Below are 18,014 nucleotides of genomic sequence, written 5' to 3' on the forward strand. Positions count from 1 at the left end.
TTTAAAATAAAGACTAAAAATGCGTCAGCCGCTATATTGGAATAGCATTTACGCAGTAATCTAATCAGATGGCTCTTAAATGCTAGGCGTTTAAAAAATACGGCTATCGGAAATGTAGTGGCATAAGCAAAACGCTGGAATTAGATAAAGCACCATAACTCAAATGGAATTGAAAAATGGATATGACGACACTGATTATCTGCACGCTGTTAGTAAGCTTGGTGATGACACTTACTATGGCCGCGATGTATTTTGTAAGCCGAGAAGAACGTTATCTTCTTGACTGGATGGCATCTGGAACGTTCTTTCTTCTATCTAATATTATCGCTATCCTCATTACCTTTTATCAAATCCCTATTCAACTCTCCCTAGCACTAGGCAATGCATTTTATATCGCCGGCCATGCGACGATATTTAGCGGTGTTTATCGTTGTGTTTATAAACGCTCGATTTGGCGTTTAGTGTTTGGCGCGCTTATAGCAGTCATTTTACTCCACTTCGTTCCTGGTATGACGGAATCAGTTACTACCCGAATTATCACGTTTTATCCTATAATCATTGCGTTTAACGTATCAGCACTCATCGCCCTTTTTAAACATAGGCCTGCGGATATTGGAAGAGCGTATTGGGGCTTAATGACTGTTTTGTTTTTATTTGTTGTGCAACTTACCGTTCGAGGCGGAATAACGTTATTTGGCTCTGAAGACCTCACACTCATTGGCGATCAGTTTATGCAAACCTCAGGGACCCTTGCTGTCATTACTTTCCTATTCTTATTAACCATTTGCTTCACCTTCATCATAGCGTGGAAAAAGGAACTCAAACTTCGCAGGGCATCGGTAACCGACTACTTAACAGGTTGGCTTAATCGCAAAGCGTTAGACTCAATTGCTACTCGTGAATTTGAGAGAAGCGCAAGAGAGAAAACACACCTAGGTTTTGTCGTTATTGACATAGACCACTTTAAGCGCATCAATGATAAGTTCGGCCATTGTGCTGGCGATGCTGCACTAAAAAAAGTTACTCAGCTAGCGAAAGAAGTCATTCGAGGTTACGACAATAACTTTAGATTAGGTGGGGAAGAATTTGCAGTACTCATAAGCGATACGGATGAACAAGAGATACTTGAAATTGCAGAAAGAATACGATTGAGAATACTTCAATCAAAAATAAATATTGATACGTCGCAAATAACGCTTACTGTGAGCGTGGGAATTGCTTTATCAACTCCACTCGACTCAAGCTGGCACGATACGCTCGAAAGAGCAGACCAAGCGCTTTATGAAGCAAAACGCCAAGGGAGAAATCGTATCAGCAGCGCAGCACAAATGAGCATAGAAACCCAAGCTCAGTTTACGTAGTTTAGTATGCAAATACGACAAGCGGAGTGTATTAGACACTCTAGGCAGTATTTGATATGACAGTATTTTGAAAAGCCACAACGTGTTGTTCACCCGTGGGCAAAAAAGCCTAATTCACACGCTCACATTGGTTTTTAAGTAGCTTAGTTTCTTCTGCTGTAACTACTAAAGAACGCTGGTCTGCGCATAAATACGCTTTCACCTCGCCCTCAAAACTGCTGTCTATTGCACTCGCTATACTCGCTAACGACCCCGATACAGTATTGTCTAACTGAAACTGATGCTTTATCACAAAATCTTGCTCTAAGTTCCATATTAGCTGCATTCCCTCGTCCTGAGCGTACTGTGAAATAGCCTCACGTAGCGTATTCCCTTCTTGGAACGTGCGGAATTTATGTTCACCAGTCCAATTCGACTCTACTGGACGGGTTTTGCTCGCCATTTTTTCCAGTTTGCTATCAAGGTTAGGATCCACCCCAGCGATATCTAGCACAAAATCCCCCTGCTCTTCTTTCAGAGGATCGGTAGCAGACATTCTAAACTCACGATAAAACTCACTGAGGCCTTTTGAAACTGACTTTTCTTCCTTTTGACTTTCGGGCACAGGAGCCGCCTCTTTAACCTCAAGAAAATAGATGAGTACGCCAGCGGCGACAACTAGCACTACTGCCAATATGATTTGTTTCGCCCAAAAAGATGTACTTGAGTAGCTTTGTTGCCCCATGAAACTTAATACCTAACTGTTGTTCTTTAAGTGAAAGCCGCTATATAAAACCGGCTCAACGTAATGTTCTTACCTTGGACTTTTTTATTAATAGAGCGATGGAGACGTTTTAGACGGCCTCGTCTTAAATCTCTTGTGCATCCATAAGTAACTTTCAGGCTGCTCTTTTACCGCTTTATCAATATGCTCATTGAGCAATGTTAATGCTGCATGATCTTCCATTTCACCAAGGCCGAGTAACGGTGGGAAGACTTTAATTTTATATCCACGCTTTGTATATTGCGAAGTAATTAGCATGGGGACGCTTTCAGAGCGACGAATAAACATCAAGGTTGCAGTTGTTGTAGCCGTGTCTTTAACACCACCAAATGGGACAAAAATACTTTGCTTCGGCCCATAGTCTTGATCCGGTAAGTAAAGGCAAAGCTCTTTGTCGTCCATTGCAGCCAGCAACGCTTTCGCATTGCGCTTATCAATCATGTATTTGTTCGACTGATTGCGACCATGATATTGAAGATAGTCTATGAGAGGGTTGTTGTGTTTACGGTAAAAAGCCACGCTAGGATATGAATAGCCAATACCACGACACGCAAACTCTACATTCATATTATGCAGAGCCATACCAAATACGCCCTTACCTTGGGCTTTAGCCGCTTCTATATGTTCGGCACCTTCTATTTCGAATGCTCGTTGCACCCGCCAAGTAGGCCACCACCAGCCCATGGCTGTTTCAAACAGTGCCATGCCCGTGCGGCGAATATTTTCATGGTATAAGCGGTCTACTTCATCGCTCGATAAAGCGGGGTTCCAAAGCTCGATGTTTCGCCTGGCTACTTTTGCACGCTTAGGCACGATAAGCGCTATTAGCTTACCGGCACCCGCTCCAATCGCCCGTATGACAGGCAGCGGAAGCCAAGTGATGATATACAGCAAACCTACAGCAAGCCATATCAACCAATAGCGTGGACCAAGAAAAGAAATGGTGAATTTAGGAGCTTTTATTGCCGCAGCCAAGGTCTGTTTCCAATATGTGAGAAAACATATATTGTATCAGAACGAATTATTGTGGGCTATGGGGTGCGGGATTCACAAAGCATACTAAAGCGCGCGTAGGTATACTGATAATAGTTAAGCTTGAAATAGTTTAACTAAAGGTAGTCAGAACAGCGCGCTTTAAAGCGTAGTGGACCGTGCTTAGTACGTTTTATCTATCTGCTTAAGCTTTTTCTCGAAGGAATCATAGTGATCACTGGAGTCGTAATCAAAATGGTATTGGTTATGAAAACCGAATCGCAGCTTCACATTAACGTCTTCGATATACAGCGTATACCCATCGTGATCGGTAAACGCTGTAATGCCCATCAACTTGTATTCATCGCCCTCTTTCGAGCCATGCTGGCGAATTTTGTCGAACACTTGAAGTAAAAACTTGCTGTCTAATTCGTTTTTCATTGTAAGTACCTTTCTTAACTTAATAAAATTAGTACTCTTTCACGGGATCTTTGGATTGGTCGCAAAACCAATCAATTAAAGTTGTAGCGGAATCCTAAGCTGAGCATATTGGTTGAAAAGCTATCTTCACCGCCGATGTAAGTATATTCAAAGCGTACCATCGAATTTTGTGAAACATAATAATCAAAGCCAAGCCCAATAAGACCAGCAGCGATGCCATCGTCATAACTGCAAGACGCAGATCCTGTTTCGGTACCGCAGGGAATAGTCGCTGCCACATCCACTCGGGCAACGCCCAACTTATAAAACAATTCGCCAGTGGTGCTACTTGCCTTACCTAGCACAGCTAAATAAAGTGCTTCACCTTCGGCCTCTGCACCGTCGTCAGAATAATCGAAAAGGTTTAAGTAGCCGGCTTCTGCATACCACTGTCTATGAATTTTATGACCATATGCAACACTGTAAGCTACTTCACGATCGCTGCCGCCGTCGAATTCAAAGTCCGTATACCCTACAGATACTAACCCGTAGTTTTCAGGTGCTGCTTCTGCTTTCGAGCACACTAATGCTCCCGCTACTAATGCACCTGCTATCCATAAATACTGCTTCATCTAAACCTCAAAAATAATACTCTAGTGAAAATTGAACATGATCGTCTCTTCGCAAGAAATAAAACGGATCTTCCGTGTCGTCAGAGGAGAAGAAATATCCATTTAATTTCCAACTCCAATTCGCGGTTAAGCGGCTAGATGCCTCAACAAAGCCGGAATATGTTGACGACTCATCTAAATCTTGCACAAAGCCAAATAATACCTCAGTTCCAGCGATATCATTTACGATAACCCTTAAACCTGCCATCAGGTCGTTTTGACCAATCGCAAAAAAATTACTGTCTCGTTCATCATATTGATATTCGGCTAAAACGCCTAAACCGTAGCGCGAGCCCCAAATACCTTGTTTAGTATATTCAAAACCCGTGACAACCGCTGCAAAATCTTCTGACTGCCCGCTTCGGTAAATAGACTCTAACTTTAAAAGCCACGCGCCCGATACTTTTAACACATCAATCCCGAATTGATCTATTTGCGCATAAAAAGGAAAAATAACGGGTTCGCCATCTTGATTTAGCGTAGTAAAAAGTTCAGGTTCTCTAGAGGTTCCTGAAAATGCGGACAGGCCAACCTCCCAGTCAGCGATAGACGATTGCCACCTTATTGCTATGTCGAGATTTCGTTCTTCATCATCAGATTCATAAAATGCGTCACCTATCGCAATGGGCGGCCTTAGGCGACCACTGTTTCCCTGGAATGTCCGCTCTCTAAAGTATGGTAATGCATAAATCGAAAACATACCGTAATCAGAGAAATAGTTAAAATTTACCATAGGCTGGCCAAGTTTGACCTCACCATCTACGCTTTCTACTGAATCAGTTTGATTGATAATATCTACAAGATGAAGAGACTCAGTTTGCCCCCAAAACACCTTACCAATACCAACTCGTGTTTCCCAAGAATCCGCATAATGTGCCCACTGAAATTCTCTTATATCCCCGTGGGTTCTTTCGTCATCATGCTCATCAATGCGATAGAACGGCTTAAACACCAACGTATCGGCTCCGTCGTTCCACTGCGTGTAAACCTCAGGCATCAAAAATGCCGAACTGTACGTGCGTTCCTGATTTTCATAAAGTGCATCTTGAAGAAAGTAACGTTGCTCAAATCCTGCGGATCCAGTGAGCTCTACCTCTGCATAACTATTATTGGCAAGTGCTAGCACTCCACATAAGGTGAAAGCTCTGATCATCGTGCTCTTTTCAACCTGTTTTTATCAAAATCACTTTCTGACAGTTCGGTGTCAAAGTTGATATCTTCGGTTATTAAATATGTCGATTTACGCGTTTGTACGTTTCGCATCTCACTTCGCATAGGCCGCCAAAACTTGTCTTTATATAATTTATAATCTTGAGGTGTCAGTACCTTTAACAAGGCATTCTTTTTATCATAGAACTCAATTTTCTGGACTCGATAGTGGGATTTATCTATCCACACCTTCTGTGAGGTATAGCCTGAGTAGTCATAATTGGGCGTTTGTTTCAGTACAAAACAGACCTCGCCATTGACCTCTTCTTCGCCAAGATATTCATAAGAAAATTTTTCTACTTCATAAGATGTCATATCTTCAAAAGCAAACTCACTGCCAACAAATGGGCCACTTTTATTTCTCGAAGATATTCGTTTAACTCTCTTCAATGCAGGTAAGTAAATCCACTGCTCGTCAGGTTCTAGCGCATGAGAGAAGCTCAGAAATGCGGTTCCTTTGACGTCACGCGGAGAATTAAAAACCGTGAGAGCCTTATCACCATCATCAGAAACTTCCAACGATTTAACGTTGAGTTCACGCTGCGCTTCCTGCCCCTGACTATTACGTAAAACCATAGTCACGTTTGCTTCTGTGGTACCCCAGCCAATATCCCTTTGTTTCCTTTCTTTAGCGATAGTCAGTGCTGTCGCGTTATCGGTTTCAGACGCAACAACATGTGTTGCCCCAATTAAAAGTACAGTAAACAGCGAAACGGTTTTACGTATTGATATCATGTATAACTCTCTCTTTTTGACTGCCTGTCGTCCCCAATCCAAGCTAATAAAGCGGGGAGGAAAATGAAGTCCACGATTAATGCGGCAACAATGATAATAATCGTTAAAATTCCCATGTGTGCATTTAGCATGAAACTAGATGAGGCTAACACCGCAAACCCTAAGGTTAGAACAATGGTAGTCGTCGTCAATGCCATTCCCACTGAGCTGAAAGCAAAAATAACACTTTCGTGGGCACTTTTATTCTCTTTTCGGGCGGTTTGATACTTTGATAAAAAGTGAACGGTATCATCAACAATAATCCCCATGGTCATACTGATGACTACGGACAGCGCCATATTAATTTCACCCGACACCATGCCCCAAACACCAAATCCAATGGCAGCAGGAAGCAAGTTAGTTACCAGGCTAGCTGCTCCTAATTTTATCGACCTAAGGGCAAATAATATGAGCCCAGAAATTAACGCCAGCGCTATAACACTCCCCCATACCATGTTCTTCATATTCCGCTCACCTATATGAGCAAACATCAATGGTGGACTTGCAGCCTCAATCCTGTACTTATTATCTAAAGAATTGAAAAAGGCTTTTGCGTCTTTTTCTAGTTGAGTAATTTCGTTACTGCCCAAATTTTCGATCACCGCAATAACTCTCAAGGCCGACTTATCAATATCTAATTGATTACCCAAGTCTAAGCCAAAAGGCAGAGACATTTCATAAAGTAGTAAATACTGTGATGCCAATTCAGAGTCGCCAGGAATAACGTGGAATGCTTCGTCATCCCCATTCATATTCTTATTCAAACGTTTCAACGTATCTGTGAAAGTAAGAACGTGGTTGACTTCTTCACGTTTAGTCAACCATTCAGAGAACAACGCCACATCACTTAGGAAGTCGTTCTTGGTAATGCCATACGGAGTATCGGTATACAGCACGAAGTCAATGTTAGACATACCGCCAAATATTTTCTCATTCACATCCACTGCCTGTCGAAACGTACTTCGTTCGTCAAAATATTTGACTGCTACATCATTGAGCCTGTTATTCATGGCAAATGCACTAATAAAGACAATGGTACTCATCGAAAAGATGAGGAGTACTTTGTGATTCTTAACAACAAACTCTCCCCAGCGAACAAATAATGTATTGTTAATAGAGCTGCCGCTACTTAGTGGTTTTAAAACAAGCATTGAAGGAAGCACGGTTAACGAAAATACGCAGGCGAGCATCACGCCCAACGCAGTCATATTTCCTAAATGCGCTAAAACAGGTACGGCAGAGAAGTTGAGCATAAGAAATCCAATTGCCGTTGTTATGCTTGTGATAAAAATAGGCTTTTTATTTACCTTCACGCTTTGTTCGATAGCGTTATGTGCCGAAAACCCCTTACTCAAAAAATATTTAACACCAACGATAATATGGATACAGTCAGCAACAGCAAGCGTCGTAATCATTGTGGGTGCATTAACCGTGGCGGTGCTTAAATAAATGCCAACCCAGCCAGTTAAGCCAACGGTAATGGCTATTGATGCAATAACAACGGCCATAGTGAAAACAGCCGACCAAACAGAGCGCACAATAATAGCTATAGAGACAAAAATGAGTAGAAACATAGCGGGGATCAATGTTTCAGCGTCACTCTGCGCTGCTACGGCAAATGCGTCGTTCATTATGACCATTCCCGTAAGATATATTTCATGGTCAGGATACCGCTCGAGCATTTCTGCCTTAATTGCTTTAGCCGCTGTTGCAATTTCGATAACTGCCTTTGTTTGATCCCCCTCAGGAAGCTGTATTGTCGTGTCTACGACCAATGCTTCTTTATTTTTTGAGACCAGCCTACCGAGAATCTCAGGGGTTGAGTCCACCACTTTTTCAATTTGAGCTAATTCTTCACTATTTTGCAGTTTCTCAAATAGTAAGTCCTCGACTATTAAGTCTCCATCAAGGTCATAGGTATGCTGATAATTTGATATCGACTCGACTCTTGTCGATAGAGGAAGTTGCCATGCAGCTTCGGTTATATCGTAAGCGAGGTTAAGCGTATCTTGATTGAAGACATCATTACTCTTTGGCAAAATCATAAACGCAACGTTTTCAGTCTTATTGAAAACATTTTGCATCTCTTCAAACGCCATTCTCTGCGGGTCGCTTTCCTCAAAGAACACCTTATAATCACCACGGAAATAGAGATTTTGAGCTCCAATTAACGCTACAGCCATCACCAATAAGGTGAAAACTAAAGACGCCTTAGGAAAAGCTAAATAGAAGGGCTTTTTTGACTTGTGAGACATCACAACATCCTGAGTTCTAATTCTGCAATAAGTGTATCGCTTAAACGTGAATTAACATAACCCGTGAGCAGTTTTTTGTACTTCAGCACGACTTTTTTCACATATTTCGCCCGACCACTAAAAAAACTCGTAAAACTTAACTATCTGTTTTCTTTGCACATTACAGGATTTTAACTTCTTCATCGACGATTTTTTTTGATCTTTTGTAAATTTGTTGTAGTATCTATACCAACAACTGGTCAGATGAGCGGATGAGTAAATATGAGTATTAGAACTAGCTTAAAGAAAGTGCTACCCCCAATTTCAATCACAGAACAAGAAGCCCTAGATGCGGGTGACGTGTGGATTGAATCTTCAATTTATCAGGGTAAACCTGATATGCAGGCACTTCGCGATATCCCTCAGGCAAAACTGAGTGCGGATGAGCAAACATTTTTAGATGGTCCAGTAGCAGAACTATTGGGCATGATTGACGACTTCGAGCTTGGAAATGAAAAGCATATCCCACAAGAAATTATCGATTTCTTGGGTAAAAACCGTTTCTTCTCAATGATTATCCCTAAGAAGTTTGGCGGTTTGGAGTTTAGTCCATACGCCAACTCTACGATTGTTGCCACCATTGCTGCAAAAAGCGGCGCGATTGCGGTGACAGTAATGGTACCTAACTCGTTAGGCCCGGGTGAGTTGCTGATGCACTACGGTACTACAGCACAACAAGACTACTGGTTGCCTAGATTGTCTGACGGTCGTGACATTCCATGTTTCGCCCTTACCAGCCCAGAAGCAGGTTCAGACGCGGGTGCGATACCAGACGCGGCAATTGTGACAAAAGGCGAATACAACGGTGAAGAAGTTCTTGGTCTTCGCTTAAGTTGGGACAAGCGTTATATTACACTTGCACCAATCGCAACAGTTCTTGGCCTTGCATTTAAAGTATTCGATCCAGACCAACTACTTGGCGATAAGTTTGAGCACGGAATTACCTGTGCCCTACTTCCAAAGTCACACCCTGGTGTAGAACTTGGAAACCGTCACGACCCTATGGGCGTTCGTTTTTATAACGGTACAACTCGTGGTCAAGATGTGTTCATCCCAATGGATTTCGTTATTGGTGGTCAAAAGAACATCGGTCGCGGTTGGCAGATGTTGGTGAGCTGTTTAGGTGCAGGTCGCGGTATTTCACTACCAGCGATGGGCGTTGCAACTGCTCAATCAGCGTTTAAAGGCACCGTAGAGTATTCTTTTGTACGTGAACAGTTTGGTTTACCTATCGGTCGTTTTGAAGGTATTCAAGAGAAGATGGCAGACATCGCAGGTAAAACATTCCTGCTAGAGTCTATGCGTGTGCTTACCACTGAAGGTCTAGGCCTAGGTGTTAAACCTTCTGTAGTGACTGCTATTGCTAAATACCACATGACCGAGCTAGGTCGTGATGTATTAAACTCAGCAATGGACGTGCAGGCAGGTAAGGCCATTCAACGTGGTCCTCAAAACACGTTGGCAGGCGGCTATTCAGCGCTACCTATTGCCATTACAGTTGAGGGTGCAAACATCCTTACACGTAACCTAATGATTTTCGGTCAAGGTGCAATGCGTTGTCACCCACACCTTAAAGATATGGTTGACCTAATTCACAGCAACGAAAGTTCTGCTGATGCAGAATTTAATAAAGTACTTCGCAAAACTATCGGATTTAGCGTTAAAAATGCGTTCCGCAGTTTAGGTAAAGGTTACTTACCTTTCTTACGCGAATCTGAGTCAGCGTTGCCAGAAGTACGTCAGTATGAAAAGCGCGTAAACAGCATTGCTGCGAAACTAGCGCCACTTGCTGATTTGTCACTTGCTGTACTTGGCGGCGACCTTAAGAAAGCAGAGCTATTGTCTGCTCGCTTAGGCGACGTAATGAGCTACTTATACGGAGCAATGGCGGCAATTCGCTTCTACGAGCAACGTATTGAAGATAGAAAGCTAGCACTACCGTACTTTGAGTACGCGATGCAGTGGTCTCTACAGCAGGCTGATCAGGCGATTGTTAACTTTATCAACAATTTCCCGAACACAGCGACTCGCGGCCTAATGCGTTTGTTAACTAACACTTACACAAACAGCGTTAAGGGTATTAGCGACGACCTAGTACGTGAATTGTCACTTGCTTCTATGCAAGACAACAGCGTGAAAGATCAGTTAACTCACCTAGTACGTGTTATTCCAGGTGACGGTAACGACATTAACGAGCAAGCGTTTAAAGCGAAACACGCCGTTGCTCACTTGCTTAGCAAAGTGCAAAAAGCGCTTCGCAAAGAGCCAGTGGTTCCGTTTATCTCGTTTGAGCATGCGCTTAATAAGCTTCAAGAGAAAGGCGTTGTTAACGCTGAAGAAGCAGCAAAACTGCATGACTACAATGAGAAGCGCAAGCTAGCGGTACGTGTTGATGAGTACACGTTCGACTTGGAGTTACTTCCAGCATCGCAGACATTAACTGCGGTAGACGGTGGAAAGAACGCTGCCTAAGCGCTGACTTCTACAAATAATTTGAAAGCCCCAGCATCCGCTGGGGCTTTTTTTTGGCTTTATATTTTGATAATTAACTGTTTATATAAATGGCGGTTCACACAGTTGGCTATTTACTGCGTTGTTTTCTATCCTTAGACGTATTGGATCTGCAATCGTGAGGAAAGGATATGCCCACAGTCACTTCCACAGGCTTTGTGGCTTTCGCTTTGGCTCTGTCCATCAACCTAACTGCATCAACAGCTTATGCCGACCATGACGACGGTCATTTTATTATTGGTTACATAAACCATCCCCGTGTGAACGACTTCTATAAACCGGTAATAAAACGCGCTTATGAACAAATAGGTATTGCCGTCACTTTTGAAAAAGTGGGAGGCAAAAGAGGATTAAAGCTCTTAAATGAAGGTATGACCGATGCAGACGTTATCCGATACGACGTAGTAACGAAAGATAACCCCAACGTGATTGCCATTGAACCGCAGTTATCAAGAGGGGCATCGTTTTTACTGTGCGTTAAAAGCGTTGAGTGTCATGTCGATATCATCAACGACCCTACTGCTGGTATCGCAGTCACTACTCGTTTTTTTAAGAACGTTGAGCAGCAACGGAGCAAATTTGAAGCCAATTTTTATGAGTTTGACGACTTCTATCACGTTGTCGAATTAATAAAGACTGGACGTTTTGACTACGCTATTGCCCCTAGCGACTTTTCTGAATTAAACATTTTTGATGAATACGGTTTTACCCATATTCCCCTTGTAGAGCACAAGTTAGTGCACGTTATCAATAAAAAGCATTTACACCTTAAAGATAAGCTGTCTGAAGCAATAGCGATACAGCTTAAAATACACCAAACAAGGCAACCTAACGAAATGTAGGTGAACTAAACCTCAGAATAATTAAGCCGCAGACACAAACAAAAATGCCCGCATATAGCGGGCATTTCTTTAGCTAAACAAACTTGATGTTAGTCGAACATGTACTTAAGAGATAATACGGTTGTACGACCGTTTAGAGGGCGTGCACGTACGTAGCTACCTACCGCAGCAGAACCTTCTTCAGACTCTGTGATGATAAATTCATCGGTTGCGTTGTTAACGTTAAGCGCTACTGAGAACTGGTCATTCACCCAATAAGTAGCAAACAAGTTAACCAGTGTGTAACCTTCTTGCTTAAGGTCGTTGTTGTCTTGCACATAGTATTCAGTTGAACCCTGAAGTGATGCACCAACAGACCAGGTGTCAGTGACGTACTCAGGCGTAATTGTCCAAATCCAGTCTGCTTGACGACGTGGCGTATTGCCTACAATTGCAGCGTTATTTACATCATCGCTAATTTCAGCGTCTGTCCACGTTACGTTACCTGACATAACGAAGTTTTCAGTTGCATTCCAGCGACCTTCAAATTCAAGACCCATGGCTTCATATTCACGCATGAACGTAAGACCGCTTGTAACTTCTGCTTGCGTATCTTCTGTTACTGTGTCGAACAACGTAGCGTTAAGCATTAGGTCTGATGTACCGTACTTATAACCCACTTCAAGTTGCTTAGTTGTATCGAAACCAGATGTAGTGCTAGTTAGGCTGCCGTCTTGGTTAAGTGTACCGCCAATTTGTAGTAAACGGTCAGCTATCGCACGGCCACCTTTTGAGTAACGAGCAAAGAATGTCTGACTATCGCTAAGTAGGTACGAACCACCCACTGAGTAAGAGGTGTTAGTTGCGTCGTAATCTACGATTTGCGAGGCTGCACCTGCGCGATTAAGGTTAATAACACCACCGCTGATGAACCCAGCGTTAACGGCTGATGCATCTTCGATTTGCTCAATAACGCCGTTGCCGTTGATATCAAAGTCAGTGTTACCACCACAACATGAGTTGATTAACTCACCAGATGCTTCAACTGTGTCATAACGAACTGACGCATCAATAAGAATGTTGTCAGACAGTTCGAAGCCAACGTTCATGTAAGGTGCCGTAGTTTGGTAGTTTAGGTCCCATTCCCAAGAAAGGAAGCTTGGAGACAATAAACCATCAGATACTAGCTCAACGCCATCACCATTAGTGATATTTAGCATTTGAGAGTTAGAGCCATCCAGTGTCTGGATAAACGTCTGCCAGCTAGACCAGCTAGTAGCAATCTCTTGATTTGAGTAGTAGTAACCTACCGTTAGGTCTATGCCATTATCGAACTCTTTACGAAGGCTGAAATCGTTGATCATATTGCCAAGATCGTTGATTCGAGTATCAAACTGTAAGTTAGTAAATGCTTGACCAGAGTATGCGTTACCCGCACCTGGACCATTTGCCAATGTGACTGTGGTAGTGTCACAGTTAAGCGCATTTCCGTCACCGTCAGTTGCGCCTGCACATAATGCTGAAGCGAAGTTAGATACATCGCCAGGGCCTGTAGGGAAACCATCTACGAATGGTGCAATAAATCCACCAGAGATATCCGACGTACGGAATTTGTTAAGAAGGAACAGGTTCTCAGCAACTTCTAAGTCAACTTCAATACCAAACGAGCTAACCTTAGACTCGATGCCATCTCGTACATCACGGTTTTCTGGGTTGCCAAAGCTATCGAATGTAGAAATGTTCGTATTGAACGCAGAGTTCAACGCTTGTGAGCTTGCGTCATAGTTTGGCACTGGACCGTACTCGCCGTCACCCTTTACAAGTACTGGCGAAGGTAAGTAAGTAGACACTTTATCATCAAGATTTTTGTAGTAGAAACGGATGTGACCGTTATCTAACATCTTGGTGATGTTGAACTTGATTTGACCACCTTGGTCGCCGTTATAACCGGTATCGCGCGGGCCTTCACCGCCACGGGCAAAACCAGCAATGTGGTAATACATGTCGTCACTGATTTCGCCACCGTAGCGGAAATCTAAACGAAACTCATCGTAATCAACACCAAATGAAGTACCAATAGCGCCGCCGCCAACTTCACCAGTATTACTGATCATGTTGATAACACCACCTGGCGAGTTACTTGCGAATGTTGATGCAGAACCACCACGAATCGCTTCTACGTTAGCAACAGACCAATCGTAACGGATAAAGTTATCAGCGTTACCGAAGTTTATATCGCCGTACTCTAGTACCGGAAGACCATCTTCGTGAAGCTGTAAGAACTTTGAACCACCCGTTGCTAAAGGAATACCACGGATAGTGATGTTTGCGTTACCGCCACCGCCAGAAGATTCAGCACGGATACCAGGAAGTGCACGGAACACTTCGGCCGTTGAACGAGGCGCAAGCTTGATAATGTCGTTCTCATCAAATGAACTTACTGAAACACTCGCTTCCTGCATAGTTGCGCCACCAGGCGCGGCAGTAACTACGATTTGTTCATACTTTTCTTTGTTCTTTGCTTCAGCGTCTGACGGTGCTGCTTCTTGTGCGAAGGCAGTTCCAGAAAGTGCTGCGCAAACAGCGAGTGTCAATGCGTTTAGTGTGTGTGTGTTTTTCATGTCATCTCCGGCGGTGTGTTAGAGCCTTGATATCCAAAATGCTTACTTAATATGACACAGCGATTGCACCCGCTGCTTAATCGATTAAGAATGTATACCAAGATTTTCATCTTGTAAAGATTCTGTGAAGAAAATTTTCAAAAATAAGCATAACAATTAGTCTAATAAACAATTAATTTACAGTATTCAGGGTGACTTAACAGACAAACGTTCAGTACAAACGAAAAATTTAAACGTTTAAGAAAGAATGCAAAAGCCTTGTTTAATGCGGGCTTTCGCCACGCGCTTTACTCTTACAACAGGTTAAAGCATAGTACATCGCGTCTAAAAGGCTACAAATTGACTCTGCGGTTCAGTTTCTATAAATAAATTTTAAAAATCATTTGTTGAAAGTGTTAACAAGTGATGAACGTGTTATCTGAATTCGGTCTTCTAATTGTTATAAACAAGTAATTGTAGAGAGGAAGCGGAAAACCCGTGAGAATGGGTTATATTAAGGGCGTGTTGATCTTTGCTGTACATTTTTGCAGCGGTCTGTGAGCTATTTAAACAAGGCGAATGGTTGAAGGTCTAGCAGGCTAAATCGAAACCATTCAACGCAGAGTAAATAGCTCACAGGCGCTGCCCGAAGGGGGCGTTATGGAAGCATTTTACTCTTTGGCACAGCCCTTTGACTTAGCCCACTAGGCCCACAGGACTGTTTCGCGATTAAAATGCTTCCATTTAGCCCAAAACTTGTACAGCAAAGATCAACACGCCCTAGTCACAAGCGTAGATAATTTCCACACAGCCAAATACGGCAAAAAATACAGTAAGAATTTGAATTGTAGCTATTCTTTATGGTAGCTATACGGTAGCAATGAAAAGAGGCGCCTACTTTGCATCTTTACGATGATGATATACCTAAAGAGAGCGTAGACAGGGATACAGTGAACATGCTCATGGAAAACTCTGCCGTTGGCCTAGTTATGACAGCGTTGTTGTTTTCCGGGCTTATATTCTTTTTCCAGCCCACCGACTCATCTGTTTCACAAATTAAACTTTCGCTGTTGTTAGCAATGGCCGTAACACTTTTTGCTCGATGGGTAGATTCCTTCTATTGGCGCAAAAGACTTCGAGGCACCGAATTTAAACCAACACCAGCGCTACTGCGCTTTTCTGTAGGTTTAATTGCAACAGGCACTATTTGGGCCCTTTATACTACCCTTCTCTACGACTCAATGGGAATGATTGAGCTCGCCGTTACCATGGTGGTCATTGCCAATATGGCAGCTGGAGGAAGTACGTTTCTAGCACCCAGTAAGATATTGGTGGCTTTTTACGGGACTGTATTAATACTCCCTATATCTGTATGCGCACTGTTTAATAATGATGAGTTCTTTGTTCTTGGCGTTTTCGGCATCGTGTTTTGGGCTGGCCTTTTTGCGAGTGCGTTTAGGTACAACAATTTTTTTATTAAAACGGTACAACTCAAAGCTAAGAACGTGATGCTAGTAGAGCAAATGAAGCGAGAACGTCAACAAACTGATAGGGTGAATCAGCTTTTGCGCAACACGAATCAGCGACTCGATGACGTTAACGGCAGTTTAGAAGTAAAGGTACAAAAGCGTACCGAAGATCTTTTTCGTTTATCTAATCACGACCCACTGACAAGCCTTCTCAATAGAAACGGTTTGCTAAAACACATGAATCCACTGCTTGAGAAAACAAATGCAGTGGACGGCACCTTTGCCGTTTTGTTTGTCGATTTAGATGGTTTTAAGCAAGTAAATGATAGCTTAGGTCATAAAATAGGTGACATCGTACTAACTGAAATAGCGCATCGCCTCAGCAAATATTGTGAAACCAACCACCTTGCAAGATGGGGTGGCGATGAGTTTGTTGCGCTTTTGCCTTATGTGACTGTGGATATCGCGAAAACGGTTGCCCACGCAATGCGAAGTGGTATTGCCATTCCGGTTACGGCTAATAAAAATCAGATTACTCTAGATGCCACCATTGGTATCGCAATGTTTCCCGAACATGGTCTCAATGCCATGGATTTAATTCAGCATGCAGATCTCACCATGTACGACCAAAAGCGCAGGCAAAGAGGGTCTGTAGGTGTATTTAATGAAGCGTTGCATGACGAGGTAAAGCGAGAGCAGCGCTTGTGCGAACGGTTGCGTAACGCCATAGATAACGACGAGTTATGTGTGCACTATCAACCAATTATCAATGTTAACACTAACGCACTGTCTTCGGTGGAAGCGCTGTTGCGCTGGTCCTGCGATGGAGAAAATATTACACCGGATGTATTTATTCCCCTTGCGGAGCGCTCAGGAATGATGCCAGAAATAGGCGCATGGGTGCTTAACCGTGCGTTAATCGACTTATCCCATTGGTCAGCATCCGACGCCATGTGCCTATCTGTGAATGTTTCTATTGCACAATTGTTAGACGATGAATTTATTAAAATTTTAGACAGTGCTTTGCAAACCACCCAAGTGGCGCCACAGCGTTTATCGTTAGAGGTGACAGAGAGTGTTTTTGCCAACGATGAGGAACTAGTCACACAGCGACTGCAAGGGTTGGTAACCCGTGGAGTGAAGATATCTATCGATGATTTTGGTACGGGGTACTCGTCACTATTTCGACTGCAAACCATGCCTTTCAACTTTATTAAGATAGACAGATCTTTTGTAAAGAATACATCTGAAGAGAGTGATACCATAATACGAGCAACGCTGTTAATGGCGAAAGAATTTGGCTGTGAGACCATAGCTGAAGGCATTGAAACAGAGCAGCAATTTAAACACTTAGCAATGCTGGGCACAGACTATCTGCAAGGTTTCTATTTCGCTAAACCCATGAAGCTTGAAGATTTGAAAAACTGGTATAACGAAAAAAATTAATCACCATGGCACAACTTTATTTTTATTATTCTGCGATGAATGCAGGAAAATCCACTTCTCTTCTCCAATCTGCATATAACTACCGTGAGCGCGGTATGCACTCAATTATTTATACTGCAGGCCTTGATGATCGTTACGGTATTGGAAAAGTCACTTCTCGAATCGGTTTGCAGGCTGATGCAAAACTCTATAGCAAAGACGATGATTTGTTCGCCTCAATTAAGCAAGATGAACAAGAACGTCACCTCGATTGTATTTTTATTGATGAAGCACAATTTCTCACTAAAGAGCAGGTTCGCCAATTGGTCGAAGTGGTTGATGAGCTTGATGTGCCAGTGCTGGCTTACGGTTTGCGCACAGATTTCTTGGGTGAAACCTTTGAGGGCAGTCATTATCTTCTTGCGTGGGCCGATAAACTGTTCGAGCTAAAAACCGTTTGTCATTGCGGTCGAAAAGCGAATTTTGTGGTACGACTGGATGAACAAGGCAACGCTGTTACAGGTGGAGACCAAGTTCAAATAGGTGGAAACGACACCTACGAGTCTATGTGCCGTAAGCACTTCAAAGCACTGGTGTGGAACGCTTAATCTTTTTGAGAAGCTTTTCTTAAGAAGCCTGGTAAGTTTCCCAAGGCTGGGCTTTCGATGCACTGTAGATTGCTTGAGCGTGCAGAAACCGAGAGCTAATTACAATGAGCTTAAAT

At 42.9% G+C, this 18,014-nt stretch carries 13 protein-coding genes; 5 read left to right on the plus strand and 8 right to left on the minus strand.

The genetic code is table 11. The annotated features are described in order from the left end of the window. Positions 1–176: 176 nt before the first annotated feature. Complete coding sequence (locus AC27HD_RS08300; RefSeq protein ID WP_487105004.1) at positions 177–1,361, plus strand: GGDEF domain-containing protein; 1,185 nt, start codon at positions 177–179, stop codon at positions 1,359–1,361. A gap of 109 nt (positions 1,362–1,470) precedes the next feature. Here the strand turns inward: AC27HD_RS08300 and AC27HD_RS08305 are convergent, their stop codons facing one another. The 7 genes from AC27HD_RS08305 to AC27HD_RS08335 all read right to left on the minus strand — a co-directional run bounded on the left by AC27HD_RS08305 (position 1,471) and on the right by AC27HD_RS08335 (position 8,425). Beyond that, positions 1,471–2,085 (minus strand): TcpQ domain-containing protein, encoded by a 615-nt coding sequence (locus AC27HD_RS08305; protein ID WP_487105006.1) that lies wholly within the window; start codon positions 2,083–2,085, stop codon positions 1,471–1,473. An 87-nt stretch (positions 2,086–2,172) separates the two neighbouring features. Further along, positions 2,173–3,099 (minus strand): LpxL/LpxP family Kdo(2)-lipid IV(A) lauroyl/palmitoleoyl acyltransferase, encoded by a 927-nt coding sequence (gene lpxL / locus AC27HD_RS08310; RefSeq protein ID WP_487105008.1) that lies wholly within the window; start codon positions 3,097–3,099, stop codon positions 2,173–2,175. Between the two features lie 180 nt (positions 3,100–3,279). Further along, a complete protein-coding gene (locus tag AC27HD_RS08315) occupies positions 3,280–3,537 on the minus strand; it encodes a DUF3081 domain-containing protein (protein WP_032097183.1) in 258 nt (85 codons plus the stop codon). A gap of 71 nt (positions 3,538–3,608) precedes the next feature. Then, a complete protein-coding gene (locus AC27HD_RS08320) occupies positions 3,609–4,148 on the minus strand; it encodes an outer membrane beta-barrel protein (protein ID WP_487105010.1) in 540 nt (179 codons plus the stop codon). A 7-nt stretch (positions 4,149–4,155) separates the two neighbouring features. Continuing rightward, complete coding sequence (locus tag AC27HD_RS08325; protein WP_487105012.1) at positions 4,156–5,340, minus strand: hypothetical protein; 1,185 nt, start codon at positions 5,338–5,340, stop codon at positions 4,156–4,158. Continuing rightward, entirely contained in the window at positions 5,337–6,131 is a 795-nt protein-coding gene (locus tag AC27HD_RS08330; RefSeq protein ID WP_487105014.1) for an outer membrane lipoprotein-sorting protein, read from the minus strand. The genes AC27HD_RS08325 and AC27HD_RS08330 overlap by 4 nt, the downstream gene beginning before the upstream one ends. Then, the gene (locus tag AC27HD_RS08335; protein WP_487105016.1) at positions 6,128–8,425 is read right to left on the minus strand and encodes an efflux RND transporter permease subunit; all 2,298 of its coding nucleotides are present in this window, start codon (positions 8,423–8,425) and stop codon (positions 6,128–6,130) included. Before AC27HD_RS08335 ends, AC27HD_RS08330 begins: the two co-directional genes overlap by 4 nt. A gap of 261 nt (positions 8,426–8,686) precedes the next feature. Between AC27HD_RS08335 and AC27HD_RS08340 the strand changes: the two genes are divergently transcribed. Both AC27HD_RS08340 and AC27HD_RS08345 read left to right on the plus strand, forming a co-directional pair. Next, complete coding sequence (locus tag AC27HD_RS08340) at positions 8,687–10,936, plus strand: acyl-CoA dehydrogenase (RefSeq protein ID WP_487105018.1); 2,250 nt, start codon at positions 8,687–8,689, stop codon at positions 10,934–10,936. 170 nt (positions 10,937–11,106) lie between these two features. After that, positions 11,107–11,817: a hypothetical protein gene (locus AC27HD_RS08345; RefSeq protein WP_487105020.1), complete on the plus strand. Its 711-nt coding sequence runs from the start codon at positions 11,107–11,109 to the stop codon at positions 11,815–11,817. 89 nt (positions 11,818–11,906) lie between these two features. Here the strand turns inward: AC27HD_RS08345 and AC27HD_RS08350 are convergent, their stop codons facing one another. Continuing rightward, positions 11,907–14,417 (minus strand): TonB-dependent receptor domain-containing protein, encoded by a 2,511-nt coding sequence (locus tag AC27HD_RS08350; protein ID WP_032097187.1) that lies wholly within the window; start codon positions 14,415–14,417, stop codon positions 11,907–11,909. 878 nt (positions 14,418–15,295) lie between these two features. Between AC27HD_RS08350 and AC27HD_RS08355 the strand changes: the two genes are divergently transcribed. Both AC27HD_RS08355 and AC27HD_RS08360 read left to right on the plus strand, forming a co-directional pair. Then, positions 15,296–17,311, plus strand: coding sequence for a putative bifunctional diguanylate cyclase/phosphodiesterase (locus AC27HD_RS08355; protein ID WP_487105021.1), 2,016 nt, complete (start codon positions 15,296–15,298; stop codon positions 17,309–17,311). A gap of 5 nt (positions 17,312–17,316) precedes the next feature. After that, positions 17,317–17,898, plus strand: a complete 582-nt coding sequence (locus AC27HD_RS08360; RefSeq protein ID WP_032097189.1) for a thymidine kinase — start codon at positions 17,317–17,319, stop codon at positions 17,896–17,898. Positions 17,899–18,014 lie beyond the last annotated feature (116 nt).

Source organism: Alteromonas sp. 4NS20-0143, from assembly GCF_057542855.1.